Origin of the sequence: Thermogutta sp., assembly GCF_039793925.1 — a bacterium.
Lineage (GTDB): Bacteria > Planctomycetota > Planctomycetia > Pirellulales > Thermoguttaceae > Thermogutta.
This window is the reverse complement of record NZ_JBAMME010000042.1, coordinates 1-13,375: the sequence shown is the minus strand read 5'-3', so window position 1 is coordinate 13,375 and position 13,375 is coordinate 1. Positions and strand designations below refer to the sequence as shown.

Annotated in this window: 9 protein-coding genes and 2 pseudogenes; 7 read left to right on the top strand and 4 right to left on the bottom strand. The window is 56.4% G+C overall.

All coding sequences use genetic code 11. The features are described 5' to 3' along the window. Positions 1-520: pseudogene (locus ABJK56_RS01515) on the top strand (hypothetical protein); the annotation flags it as partial. 94 nt (positions 521-614) lie between these two features. Here ABJK56_RS01515 and ispH read toward each other — a convergent pair. Beyond that, a complete protein-coding gene (gene ispH, locus ABJK56_RS01510; RefSeq protein WP_347242898.1) occupies positions 615-1,550 on the bottom strand; it encodes a 4-hydroxy-3-methylbut-2-enyl diphosphate reductase in 936 nt (311 codons plus the stop codon). 172 nt (positions 1,551-1,722) lie between these two features. Between ispH and hpnC the strand changes: the two genes are divergently transcribed. Genes hpnC through hpnE form a run of 3 tightly spaced genes read left to right on the top strand, consistent with a single transcriptional unit; the run spans position 1,723 to position 5,150 of the window. After that, positions 1,723-2,712, top strand: a complete 990-nt coding sequence (hpnC, locus tag ABJK56_RS01505) for a squalene synthase HpnC (protein ID WP_347242897.1) — start codon at positions 1,723-1,725, stop codon at positions 2,710-2,712. Then, positions 2,685-3,713, top strand: a complete 1,029-nt coding sequence (locus ABJK56_RS01500; RefSeq protein WP_347242896.1) for a phytoene/squalene synthase family protein — start codon at positions 2,685-2,687, stop codon at positions 3,711-3,713. Before hpnC ends, ABJK56_RS01500 begins: the two co-directional genes overlap by 28 nt. A 9-nt stretch (positions 3,714-3,722) precedes the next feature. After that, positions 3,723-5,150 (top strand): hydroxysqualene dehydroxylase HpnE, encoded by a 1,428-nt coding sequence (gene hpnE / locus ABJK56_RS01495; RefSeq protein ID WP_347242895.1) that lies wholly within the window; start codon positions 3,723-3,725, stop codon positions 5,148-5,150. Between the two features lie 94 nt (positions 5,151-5,244). Here hpnE and ABJK56_RS01490 read toward each other — a convergent pair whose 3' ends face one another. Next, positions 5,245-6,873, bottom strand: a complete 1,629-nt coding sequence (locus tag ABJK56_RS01490; protein ID WP_347242894.1) for a hypothetical protein — start codon at positions 6,871-6,873, stop codon at positions 5,245-5,247. Between the two features lie 502 nt (positions 6,874-7,375). On the opposite strand from ABJK56_RS01490, the gene ABJK56_RS01485 reads away from it, so the two are divergent. Beyond that, a complete protein-coding gene (locus ABJK56_RS01485; RefSeq protein ID WP_347242893.1) occupies positions 7,376-8,434 on the top strand; it encodes a hypothetical protein in 1,059 nt (352 codons plus the stop codon). Positions 8,435-8,495: 61 nt separating this feature from the next. Here the strand turns inward: ABJK56_RS01485 and ABJK56_RS01480 are convergent, their stop codons facing one another. Then, positions 8,496-10,052, bottom strand: coding sequence for an anthranilate synthase component I family protein (locus tag ABJK56_RS01480; RefSeq protein WP_347242892.1), 1,557 nt, complete (start codon positions 10,050-10,052; stop codon positions 8,496-8,498). Next, positions 10,049-11,512 (bottom strand): DUF6513 domain-containing protein, encoded by a 1,464-nt coding sequence (locus tag ABJK56_RS01475; protein WP_347242891.1) that lies wholly within the window; start codon positions 11,510-11,512, stop codon positions 10,049-10,051. The genes ABJK56_RS01480 and ABJK56_RS01475 overlap by 4 nt, the downstream gene beginning before the upstream one ends. Positions 11,513-12,056: 544 nt before the next feature. Here ABJK56_RS01475 and recR point away from each other — a divergent pair. Together recR and ABJK56_RS01465 are read left to right on the top strand one after the other, a co-directional pair. Then, positions 12,057-12,656, top strand: a complete 600-nt coding sequence (recR, locus tag ABJK56_RS01470) for a recombination mediator RecR (protein ID WP_347242890.1) — start codon at positions 12,057-12,059, stop codon at positions 12,654-12,656. Positions 12,657-12,854: 198 nt separating this feature from the next. Then, a pseudogene (locus ABJK56_RS01465) lies at positions 12,855-13,375 on the top strand (RNA polymerase sigma-54 factor); the annotation flags it as partial.

Here is a 13,375-nt window from a genome sequence, read left to right as displayed (position 1 = left end):
TCTTCAGGTGCCTAAAGTGACTGTCCAGAAAGCCCAGGTGTTTCTCGACTCGGTTCAATCAGATGGGGGAGCCGCTTACGGATATCTGGACCCTGGCGAAGGTCCCGCCACCACCGCCATCGGACTGCTGTGCCGCATGTATCTCGGCTGGGATAAGGACAATCCCGCATTGGTTAAAGGAATACGACGCCTGAGCGACTGGGGACCGTCGACCAGTAAGAGCGGACCTGGTCGAAATAACTTCTACTACAACTATTACGCAACTCAGGTCATGCGCCATTGGGAAGGAGAAGAGTGGAAGCAATGGAACGCCGTCATGCGCGATTACCTCGTACAAACGCAGGCCCAAAAAGGTCATGAGGCGGGAAGCTGGTTCTTTGAGGACAGCAGCGATCACGGAAAAGAACGGGGTGGGAGGCTCTACTTCACGGCGATGGCGACAATGATCCTCGAGGTGTACTACCGCTACATGCCACTTTACCGAAAGCAAACAACAGCCGAGGCATTTCCGCTCGATTGAGTACAACTGTGGGCACACAGTCTGTCTGCGTGCACTTCAGAGCTAGCTCGACACGTACACCCCCTTTTCAAATTCCATTCCTTGGTAAGATCCTCTAGTTGGATGCCAGGAGACGTAATTCAATGGGCAGTGGGAAGTGCACGTGCTCTTCCCGCAAAGATACCTCTTCCACCGTGGCCCCGAAGTTCTCCCGCAGCAATCCGATGCACTCCTGAACGACATGTTCGGGGGCACTCGCACCGGCTGTTATTCCCACCGTCTCTTTTCCCTTGAACCAAGTCAAATCAACATCCTGGGGACCGTCTACAAGATAGGAGGGAATCCCAGTGGAGCCAGCGATTTCTGCCAGCCGGCGGCTATTTGAACTATTCTGGCTGCCGACCACAAGAAAGACATCACATTGACGGGCGATGGCAAGAACCGCTTCCTGTCGGTTTTGAGTGGCATAACAGATATCGTCTTTGGCCGGTCCCACGAGTTTCGGAAATCGTTCCCGCAGCCGAGCCACGATCTGCGCCGCGTCCAGAATGGAAAGTGTCGTCTGGGTCGTATAGGCCACTCTTTCTGGGTCCGGCACTTCCACGGTCTCGGCATCCGCCACCGATTGAATGAGGCGAATGGCGTCCGGAGCCTCTCCCATCGTACCGATCACCTCGTCGTGTCCTGCATGGCCAATCAAAAAAATGGTGTAGCCCTCGTCCACAAACCGTTTAACTTCCCGATGGACCTTGGTCACCAGGGGACATGTGGCGTCGATCGTGCGGAGTTGCCGCTGCCTCGCCTTTTCCCTTACCTCGGGAGAGACTCCGTGGGCAGAAAACACAAGAACGCTGCCTGGCGGTACCTCGTCAATATCGTTGACGAAAATCACCCCACGTTTGGAGAACGCCTGGACCACGTGCTGGTTATGGACGATTTCGTGAAACACGTAGAGTGGTGTGCCGAAACGCTGGAGGGCCGTCTCTACGGTTTCAATTGCCATGTTGACTCCCGCACAAAACCCGCGGGGAGAGGCCAAAAGGATGCGCATCGTTTGCACCTATGGATGGGACACTTTTACAAACGACTCTCAACTTCCGAAAATGTTTCCTCTATACTGGAAAAATATTTGCCGAAGGTGGGCCACAATTGTATTCCCGGGCACATTCCACGAGATTTTTTTCTTGCCCAGCCGGTGGCGGTCAAGCCGAGTAATTCCGCTAATGACCTCCCAACAACCGAACCGAACCGTGACATCTCTTCCGCCAAATCAGGCCACGGCGGAGCAGGCGCGTTTTCTCCGCGACTTCCACCAATACGGGCCGTTTGCGCGATACGAGCCACCGTCGCTTCGGGCTAGCCGGCAGTATTGCCGCCGACTGACCCGCCAACATTATGAGAATTTTACCGTCGTGAGCTGGTTTTTGCCCCGCGGTTTACGTCAGCATTTTTGTAATGTTTACGCCTGGTGCCGATGGGCGGATGACTTGGCTGATGAAGTTTTCTCGCAGAAGGACAGCCTGATGCTTCTCGACTGGTGGCATCGGGAGCTGATGTCCTGTTACCGGGGCCATCCCCGGCATCCTGTGACTGTTGCTCTTCGAGAAACTATTACCACTTTTCAGATTCCCCCAGAACCATTTCTCGATTTACTGGTTGCCTTCCGGCAGGATCAGGAAGTCCATCGGTACGAGACATTCGAAGAACTTCTGAATTACTGCCGTTACTCGGCCAACCCCGTGGGACGTTTGGTGCTGTATGTTGCCCGCTGTCACACGCCAGAGCGTGTCGCGCTTTCTGACTCCGTGTGCACGGGGCTTCAGCTCGCCAATTTCTGGCAGGATGTTGGAGAGGATTGGTACCGGGGTCGGCTGTATATCCCAATGGCGGAATGCCGTCGCGTCGGTTACACAGAAGAGATGTGGCAACGGCGGGAATTCAACCCGGCATTTCAAACCCTTATGAAGGGGCTGGTTGAGGAAGCCGCTGTATTCCTCCGTCGCGGGGAGCAGCTTGTTGAACTGATGCCCCGACAGTGGCAGGTGCCTGTCCTGCTCTTCGTCCGGGGTGGTCTCAGGATTCTCCAGGCGATTGCAGCCATCGACTACAATGTATGGCAAATGCGACCCACGCTCAGCCGATGGACAAAACTTACTCTCATGGTGCAAAGCTGGTGGGACGTCTTGTGGCAACGAACCGGGACAAACAAATAGGACCTGTCTGCGATGAAGACGCGGCTTATCGCGCGATCATCGCCGAATCATATCCGGTTTGTCATGAAATGTGTCGGAGGGCGCGGTCCAGTTTTCTGCCCGCCATCCGCCTGCTGGGCCGCGAGCAAGCCCAGGCCATGGAAATCATCTACGCCTATTGCCGCTTTACGGACGACCTCGCAGATGAGGTCCCGGCTGCTCAGGCCAGATGTTATCTTCAAGCGTGGAAGTCGATGATCGATCGTCAGCTCAGATTTTCGTCTCTTCCGGCCCGCAATTTGGATCTCAGCTTTTTGTCCGAAATTGTGACCGCGCCGAAAGACGTGGTGGTTCTGGCTTCCGGCGTTGCAGCCGTCGTCGAGCGCTACGGGATTCCACCCAAGTACATCCTGGATGTCATCGAAGGAGTGCAGCAAGACATCGACTTTCGCCCGTTCAAAAATTTCGCCGAACTGGAACAGTATTGCGCCAGGGTCGCTTCAGCGGTCGGGGTGGCTTGTCTTTACATTTGGGGGTTTAAAGGCCGGGAAGTTCCCTCTCAAGCCCACGATTGCGGGGTGGCGTTCCAGTTGACGAACATTCTTCGAGATCTGCGTGAAGACGCAGAACGAGGACGAGTTTACATCCCTTGCGACGAACTCAAGTCGTTCGGATGTGAGAAGGAAGATATCCTTAAGGGGGTGGTCACTCCCGCATGGAGCGATCTTCTCAACTTTCAGTTTGAAAGGACGGAACGCTTTTACCGGAGTGCTTCATCCGTGTTCGATCTTGTCAGCGATCAGGGACGAAAAGTTTTCGGCTTGATGTTCTCTACTTACTATGCTCTTTTCCAGAAGCTCCGTCGCAACAAGGATCAAATTTTCCGCCAGAAACTGAAACTATCTAGGTGGCGGAAAATTTGGCTTTTGGCCCGTTGGGCCATTGTCCCGCCCCGCTCTCTCCACCTTGTCGAAAGGCCAGCGAATCTTCGTTCCCCTGTCGTCTCGCCATCAGCGGGGTGAAATGGACTTATGGACCGGAGAGTTGAGCCGGAGAGACTGCGGGTCGCCATCGTTGGTGGGGGCCTTGCCGGCCTGGCTACGGCATGGTTTCTGCGAAACACCGACTGCGAGATCACCCTTTTTGAAGCCCGGCGCGTGCTCGGGGGCCGTGTCCGATCCGTCAGGGATCCGGAGATCGGGCAAACGGTTGACACCTGTCAGCACGTGGCATTGGGCTGCTGCACGGAATTCCTCCGCTTTTGCCGGGAGATGCATGCGCTGGACCTGTTTATTCGGCACCGCACTCTCTTCTTTGCGGATTATTCTGGCAAGATTTGTCGCTTCCAGGCCGTTCGAGGGCTACCCGCTCCCTTCCATTTACTGCCCTCGGTGTTCCGGTTCAGTCTCGTCTCACCCGCCGAGCGGCTGGCGTTACTTCGCGCATCCTGGACTCTTTGGAAGGAGGGAGGCAAACGTTCTCAACAGTGCCGTGCCGAGATGACGCAACCGTTTTTAAGGCGGACTGGCCAGTCAGAAAAGCTTGTGCGAATTTTCTGGAGTCCACTGCTCGTCAGCGCAACGAGCGAAACCCTGGACCGAATTCCTCTGTCTCTTACGCGCATGATTGTTCGCGAGGTCTTCATAAAAAACCGAGAGGGGCATGAGTTGTGGATCCCCCGGGTGCCTCTGAGCGTTATGTGTGATGTCCATTTCCGGCGCCGTCTTGAAGGTGTTGGGGTGCGAATCATCTCGGGACGGTCCGTCCGCGGAATTTCGCGGTGTAACAACACCTGGTGTCTTCACTTTGCAGACGGCCAGACGGAGAATTTTGCGGCCGTGGTGCTGGCGGTTCCCTGGTGGGTTGCGGCTCGGCTTCTGCCGACAGAACTCGTAAATAAAATTCTCCCCAACTGGCCAACCTCACGATCCCGCGCTTCTCCAGAAGCCTGTGCGATCACCGGTGTGCATTTGTGGTTCGATCGGCCGGGATTTTCTGTCCCGCACGCGGTGTTGCCTTATGCGCTTTCACAATGGGTTTTTCGGCCTCCCTTTGCGGAAACGCTTCGAACTGAATCGGTTAACACTTCTGGCGATTCCCACTTCGCAGCGTCACCGTGGTACTGCCACGTCGTCATCAGTGCGTCACACCGACTAACGCTCGGCCCCCCGGAAGAGTGCCGGGATAGAGTCGTCAGGGAATTGCAACAGACCTTTGCTCCTCTTCGATCCGCGAAACTACTGGCCAGTCGTGTCATCACGGAACCAGCGGCAGTTCTCTCTCCGCACCCGGATTGGGACGACCGCCGACCGCCGCAAGACACCGGTGTCCCAGGGCTTGTCCTGGCGGGTGATTGGACAGCGACGGGATGGCCAGGAACTATGGAGAGTGCCATTCGCAGCGCTCGGTTGGCCAGCACCGTCGTCTCCAAGTTTCTCCAGGCTCAACCATTCCGCTGACATGGAGGAAACTGCCAAACTTCGGCAGCACTCCGTGCCAAAGGGCGAAGCAACCCACAGGATGTCCCCAGTCCTCGACGCCGCTCCGAGGCCGTCAATGGTAGTTAGGTGGAACAGCTCCGTAAGACCACGGTGTCGTCACAGGGGTCACCCGGGGCGGTTCCGGCACTGGGCCGGGTGTCAACTGGTGCGCCAATTCCAAGAGTTTATCCCGGATTTGGTCACCGGCTTGGAAATCCAAATTGCTATAGGCAGTCAGCCGCGTTTCATAACCCCCGCCATGTGGCCCAAACGCCTCTACTGTTGGCACGTAACCCACACAGCCGTTGGCCAGTTCGACGGGCATCGTGAAGGGGAATTTCGACCCAGCCTTCAACTCCAAACCATATTGACAAAAATATTCTGCAGGATTGGCAAGAATCACGAGTGGACCAATCTGAACAGCCTGCAATTCCACAGCGGCGGTGGGTTCGACTTTCAGTTTGGCGTCGAGTAGCACGGTCTGAACGGCGAAAATCCACTCAGTGGCCCCCACCTCCTTAGGGTCCTTTTTCGTCAGGGCCAAACACTCCTCCACGCGTTTGGGGTCAGGCCGACGGCGGGGAATCGTGAGCGTCGTGCTGCGATAGTCGATGGGACTCAGATTACCCCGCGGAGTCAGAAGCAATGTTTTCACCGCTTCGGCGCCCACCCGGCCGCCCACGCGCTGCGCCCACTCCTCCCCCGTCGGGTTCCGATAGGGGCTCAGATTGTCCACCTGGGTGACATCTCCGGAGCACCCCTGAAGAAAGACCACCACCACATCGGGCCCGTAAAAGCCGCGAATTGCCTTTTCCATGTAATAAATCCAGTTGGCTGAAATACCACCCGGATTGGTCGTCGCGTGACAGGTATAGTGGACCACACAACCTTCCAGCTTGCCATCCGGAGACCACGCCCCCAGCACGAGGACCTCAGGATCGGTTGGCCCCGCCACTTCGACGATATCAGGGTTGAGCTGCCCGGGATGCGTGAACGTCAGGCCATTTTTCATGCGGAAGCGCCGGTTGAAAGCAACCTTATCCTCAATACCTCGCCCTACACCACACAGCAGCGGATGCCTCTTTTCCCATGCCTCGCAAATCGCCTCCACCGTGGCCTTTTCCATCTTTTCCAAATAGCGGCTATTAGCCGTTGAAGCCACGTCGTAGGCCAGGTGTTTCACCCACTCGTCCGCGTGATCGAACTCGCCTGGTAACACCATGCCGCTAGGACCGCCGGAATGCGTGTGCGATGCAGCCAAGAGAATACCCTCCGGTTTGATCGCACATCGCCGGGCAACTTCCTCGCGAATCCGCCTGACGCTCGGCTCACGGATGATCAGCACGTCGAGCCCCACCAGGGCTACGGCCTTCTGGCCGTCGTCGAAAACGGCCGCCCGCACTTTGCACGGATCATGAAACGTTTGATGATAGACTTTGCCGTATCCCCCCGGCTGCTCCATACCGATTTCCGGACTGATGTCGCGCTCCGCAAAGCCGACCTTCAAAACCGGTTGCGGCGTTTCCGCCCACAATCGAGACTTTTCACTCCAAGCGGCCAAGACTCCAAAAAAGATGAACCCGCTCGTGAGCAGTGCCAGGCGAGTCATGGGGAAGCCAAAACAGGGAAACACCGCCAACTTCCCGTTTTCCAAAAAAGCACGAACACGTACTCCCTTGCTACCGGTTTGCTGGTGGTTCATCGCATCCACCTCCTTTCGCTGTAAATGCCTTCGAAAGTATTAACTTCAAAAAAGTTCAAATCGATTTTTACCTCCCCCATTTGATAACGAACGGGGACTACTCCGGCAAGTCTGCCCCGAGTTGACCGGTCCCAACTTTTTGCAAAGATCTGCGAGAAACCAAAAACTCAATGCTTTATATGGGCAATTCATGACTTGTCCCCGCTACTTGACAGAGCAGTTGGAGCACAGTCGGTGAAATGGATCACCCAACGTCGCAATGTGGACCTGACAAGCAGGTTCCTCCGAGAAATGCTTCGGAGGGGCACACATGTCATGCCCGAGGAAACTCAGGCTCGCACCCGCGCGAGCCCATGTCAACGTCCACGTGCCCATCGTCGGAGGAAAAGTGGCAATGTGCGACCGGCACACCGGATAGGAGATAGTCACACTGCTGATGTAGAATCATGGAAAGCGGTTTGATGTAGGTTGCGAAACAATTCTCAGGGGAGGTCGTGGACGCATGACGTTTGAGGGCCCAAGACTTTTGAGAACAATTCTCGCTGTCCCCGATCGCGATCGCAGGCCGAGCACATCGGTGGGACGCATGGTTTTTTGGACTCTTGTTGTCGGCAACCTTTTGCTGACGTTGGGCTGTACCACCCGATCCGAAGTTTCCTCCTCAAACACGTCCCTGAACCAACCCGTTGCTGAGGTTTCCGGCTCATCGGTGGAAAAAGCCGTGCCTGCGGACGCGACGTCATCCACCAGCCGCTCCTCTAACACGGCGGCTCCCCATGGTTCCCCGCGGAATGTTGACGCCCAGGCCCTCACGGCAGCCCTTCGGGCGGCAAACCCGGGTTTCACGGGTGAGGCCATTGTGGAAAACCAGGATGGCGTGATTGTCGTCGCTATCAATGCGCCCGAGGTTCACGATATTTCGGCGCTGGCCGGTTTGCGAATTCACAAGCTGGACCTCTATCAATGCTCGGTCAGCGATCTCACACCGCTGTCGGGACTTCCCCTGGAAGCGCTGGCGCTGGACAGAACGAAGGTCACCGATCTGAAGCCGCTCAGCGGTATGCCGCTGCAATATCTGTCGCTCAGCGAAACTGACGTGAGCGATCTGACACCCCTGGCAGGCTGTCCGTTGAAACAGCTCAACCTGGTCCGCACGAAGGTATCCGACCTTTCCCCTTTGGCCCGATGTCCCCTGGAGACGCTCTGGCTCAATGAGACACCGGTTAAAGACCTCTCCCCGCTCCGCAATGTACCACTCGTCAGCCTCACTATTGCGGGCACGCCTGTGGAGGACTTGTCCCCGCTCAAAGGCATGCCGCTTAGGCGCCTGCACATCGCGCGCTCACAGGTCACGGATTTGACCCCACTGCGGTGGTTGCGTTTGGAACGTCTGGTTTTCACACCCTCGCGAATTAAAACGGGTTTAGATATCGTGAGGAACATGCCAACTCTGCGGGAAATTGGAACCGCGTTTGGTGAATCAGATTGGGGAATCGAGGACCGCATGATGCCAGCCGACGAATTCTGGGCTTTGTACGACGCGGGAAAAATCACGGACTGACACATTCTTGGCGAGCTGGCCATCAGGCTGCGTTCGCCTGCAACTGGTCAAGCCGAAGCAGTTAACGAGATTTCGCGTTAACAGCCAATTCCAGTGCCTGAAGGAGACGTCGCGCTTTGTGCCAGGTTTCGCGGTATTCGGCGTAAGGATCTGACCGGGCCACGATCCCGCCACCCACAGAGAAAAGACACCAATCCCGCCAACAGAGAATTGTCCGAATGAGAATATTAAGGTCCGCCGAGCCGTCCAGGCCAACGTAGCCCAGGCTTCCACAATAAGGACCACGGACATGCGGTTCCAGTTCCGCGATGATTTCCATCGCCCGGGGCTTGGGAGCGCCGGTCACGGATCCACCGGGAAAGCAAGCGGCGAGCAGATCAAAGGCATCGTGTTGCGGTTTCAACTCTCCCTCGATGACGGAAACAAGATGCAACACGCCGGCGTAGCGTTCCAAGCGACACAGGCTTGTGACCTGAACGCTTTCCGGCAGACAAACGCGGGACAAATCATTCCGCAGCAGGTCAGTAATCATGATGTTCTCCGCCCGATCTTTCGCCGAGGTCAACAACTCCGCTGCAATCGCCTCATCCGTCGCTGAAACTCCTGTTCGGGCACGTGTCCCCTTGATCGGTCTGGTTTCCACATGGCCTTTTGTGACGCGAAGGAATCTTTCAGGCGAAGCACTGAGAAGCTGGGCATGCCCAAAATCGAAATAGGCTGCAAAAGGAGCCGCGTTGACCTGACGGAGGTGGCGGTACAGAATCAACGGGTCCGTCGGCCTCGGTGTGGCCAAACGCTGGGCAAGATTCACCTGAAAAACATCGCCCGCCCAAATGTAGTCCACCGCTTTCCGGACCGCTTCCAAGTACTCTTCGGCCGAAAAATTGCTCGTCAGTGGAATTTCCAAGCGGATGTCAGCGATTGGAACAGGGACCTGCTTTTGAAGTGTCTGATCAGTGTCCGTCCCGCCATCGGCGTATTCGCTCCCAAAAGGGTGACGTTCATCATGAGAGAAATGCACCCGTGCGTTAATCTCCTCTCGTGACGAGCCGACCCACGAAGAGTCTGTCTCACTGAGATTTTCTGCATCGGTCACAAGTTTTCTAAAATATTCGAGACGTGACTGCGCGCGCTGTTTACGGTTCTCATCCTGCTCACAGGGAATTCCCTGAGAGATGAGCCAGGCTCGATGATGCCAGTGATCGGCGGCCAGGACAACGTCATAAAAGCCGAGGGCCCACAGCGGCCAGCCGCAGTCATCTGTTTGTGCCGGTGGTACATCCTCAAACGCTCGATTGAGCTCATAACTCCAGAAGCCTGCCAGACCGCCCTGAAACGGTGGGAGGTCTTCTCGCACTGGCTGACGAAACTCGCGGACATAACGGGCGAGGTTGCGGAATGCCGTTAGCGCTTGCTCTCCCGTCGCGGTGGACGGAAGAAGAAAAAACTCCTGGGGATCGGCCATCAAGAACGAGTATCGCGCAAGCGAGCGGTCCTCAGCGGCCCCGGCCGGTGAGTCAAGGAAAAGAACGTAGGGGAGACGCGAAAAAGCGGACAGCAAACGGTCCCAATCGGGCCACGGTATTTCCGTTACAAGGGGAAAATCAGGCGAGGTCACGAGTGAGCCGTCTTTTCAGTTTCCGAACAACCCTTAACAGGCCGACGCCGAGCCAATCGCCGAATCCGCCTTTGTCGAGGAGAAGGCTCTGCCACTGTATGCAGCCCCCAGTGCAAGGCCTCATCCTGGCAGTAATTCTTTCCCAGGTGACGGGCTATGGTGGCTTTACATAACTCGTAGCCAAGATAAAAAGCGGTATCCGGATCCAACTGACGTCCGGCTTCCTTTGCGGCGTCACTAATCGCTTCAAACAGTTCATAGGGATCCGAGGATTGCAATTCTTGGCCAAAGGCCCACGCACACAGTTGGTTGGCCTTGACAAACAACCGAGGAGAAGGATCCCGAACTTGTTCCCGGAGCTCTCGCCAGTACTCTTCATCGCCATTGGTGATGGCGTGATCCCGGAGCATAGCCAGGGAAGAATCCAGACTCCTCAGCGATACGCGATACCGGTGGGCACAATGGATCATCCTTCGGATCACGTCGCATTCCCGCACCGAGGTCCGGGCGGTGTTGACCTCCTGGGTTGTCAAGATCCATCGCGCTCCAATCTCCTGGGCGAATCCTAGCAACAGGAGCAGAAGCGGTCCCGCATCCGCAGCCGAGTGGAAAAGGACCGAGCACAGATCAAGCGCTAAGGAAATCTCCGGCCAGATATGGCGTGCTTCCACACTCCGCAGCATGCTTTGAGTAAAGCCCAAACCAACCGGAACCAGCGACTGTTTGAGAATCGTCGGCTGGCCGATCCTCCCCAGTAACTGCAGCGTCTCTTCCACACCCTCCCACGTCCCCGGCAGATGGGGCTCAATCACCAGTTTCGTTTGTGGAAGCAAATTTTCTGGAACTTCCAAGGGCGGCTCGAGAAAATCCGCCCCCGCCGCAATCGCCGCCCGCCACGTGGAAATCTCGAGCGTTCTTACCCAGACCTTATGTCCGTGCGAATGCAAAGCCTTGATGGTCCTGGCAAGCTGGGGTCGCGGCTCTCGGTCCTCATGCCACAGGCCCACGGCGTCAGCTCCGTCCGCCACCAACCGGTCTGCCAAGTCGAGCAACGTCGGAAGAGGAAGATCCGCCGCGTCTTTCACCACAGCGACGATCCGCAGGGAGTACTCGTCCTGCGGCAAACACGGCCGATGCCGCCTCCGAAAATACGCAGGAAGCTCGTAAAGATCGTTGGGACCACGCTCCACGGGTATCCCCAACTTGGCTTCCAGCTCGTGAGGGTCACCCGAACATCGGCCCGGAAGAAAAACCCGAGTGGTTTCGGGAGGGACCTTCAATCGTTCGGCAATCCAGGGCACGCTCATCAGCCCGGCAATGGTGATGGGCATGACTGCCACCGTGTATTGAAAGTCATAACTGGTGGCCAGATCGGGCAGAAGACGCCGCAAGAACGGTTCGGCGAGACGTCCGGTGACAAACACAAAGTGTTCCGAAAAACCACGTTCTGCGGAATCCATGGCGTCCCTCCGGAGGTACTCTTCACCACGCCGGACATCACAGCGGCCAAGAGGCAACCTCCGCCGCCGGTGCACCGCCGCTCGAGGGGCAGTTTTTCGTTGTGCAAGTGGAAGGGAGGCAACCCCTCCCCACAAGCACTACGGTCGGAAACGGGAATTTTTCCTACCGACCCCGCCTGTTCGACACAGCCAACTCGTAACTCGTGCCATGTAGTTTTGCGGGTAGTGCAAATCTTGCCGCGCGGATCACCTTATTCTACTCGAAGGCCCCTGTTTCCTTCCACCACAGTTTTGTAAAAGTTGAAAACTGCTGTGGCAGGCCCGTGTCTATTGCTACGCCATGGGCGAACAGCCGCGAGAAGCACGATCTTTCGCCCGTCTTATTACCGCGGTTTAATCCGCCGGCAAAAAAAGGTAGAATTCTTTAGCCTGATTCGAAATCGCTGGGCGTATCCGGAGGCACTGGCAGGAAGCAGGCCGGACCGGCGCCGGGAGTGCGTTCACCCAGTCGACACGCTCGGCACAGGCGGAAAAGGAGATTCCGGTGGCGGAATTGACAGAATCGGTTACTCGATTGATCGAACACCTCACGCGGCTTCCCGGGATTGGCCGGAAGTCCGCGGAGCGGATCGCTTACCACCTGCTGCGGGTCAGCAAAGACGAGGCCCTCGCCCTCGCGGAGGCAATTCGGAGCGTCAAAGAAAATGTCCACTACTGTACAGTGTGTTACAACCTGGCAGAGGAGGAACTCTGCCGCATTTGTCAAGACCCAACCAGGGATCGCGGACTGCTTTGTGTTGTGGAGCAACCCCAGGATTTGATGGCGATCGAACAGACCGGAGCCTACCGCGGTGTGTATCACGTCTTACTGGGTCGGATCTCCCCGCTAGACGGCATCGGACCGGAACAACTGACGATCGACGCGCTGGTCGAGCGGGTCCGCAAAGGCCAGATCCGGGAGGTCATCATGGCGACCAACCCGACCGTAGAGGGAGACGGCACCGCTCTTTATATTTCCAATCAGCTCGCGGATACAGGAGTGACAATCACGCGACTGGCAAGGGGGATCACCCCGGGAAGCGTCATCCAATTCGCCAATCGCGAGATTTTGACCGATGCTTTAATGGGGCGCCAGAAATTGTGACTCACCATAATACTGGCGGTGAGATTTCCAATGTTCCGAAATACTTTGGTTGCTTGGCCGTCGAGTTGCAGACTCCGTTCCGCCGAAAAAAGGCGGGCACCGGGATGGTATTTTGAATTTTTTGATTTGGATGGCTCGTCAGTGTCCGATGAACCCTTTCCTCAGAATTTTGCTTTTCAGGGAGATGAGGCCTGAGCTATGAGAATGTCGCTTGGCCATCACTTAAGACAGGTCCAAAAGCAAGTCCAAAAGCAGATACTCTCGCCGCGGATGATCCAGTCCATGGAGATTTTGCAGCTTCCACTCCATGACCTGGAGCAGCGCGTAGCGCAGGAACTCGCAGAGAACCCAGCCCTGGAAATCGAAGAATCTCAGGAAGAGGAGCTTGAGGAAGAACCCCGGCTGGAAGAAGAGGAAGAACGAACCGATGCCGTCCGCTCCGATTTGGAGCGCGAGTTTGTCGTAAACGAGGAAAACTCCGCAGAGGAGTTCAGCCGACTCGTGGAGATGGAGCGGGAGATTCCCGAGTACTTCGAGGAGGAAATGAGCCGTCCTTCTCGGGACAGGATCGAAGAGTACTCCGAGCGCTATCATGACATGATGGCCAATCTCCCCGACCACAACCCCACTCTCCAGGATTACCTTCTCGATCAACTGGCGTGGTACGATCTCGATTCCCAGACCCGAGAGCTCGCGGAGAGAATCATTTCCAACCTGGA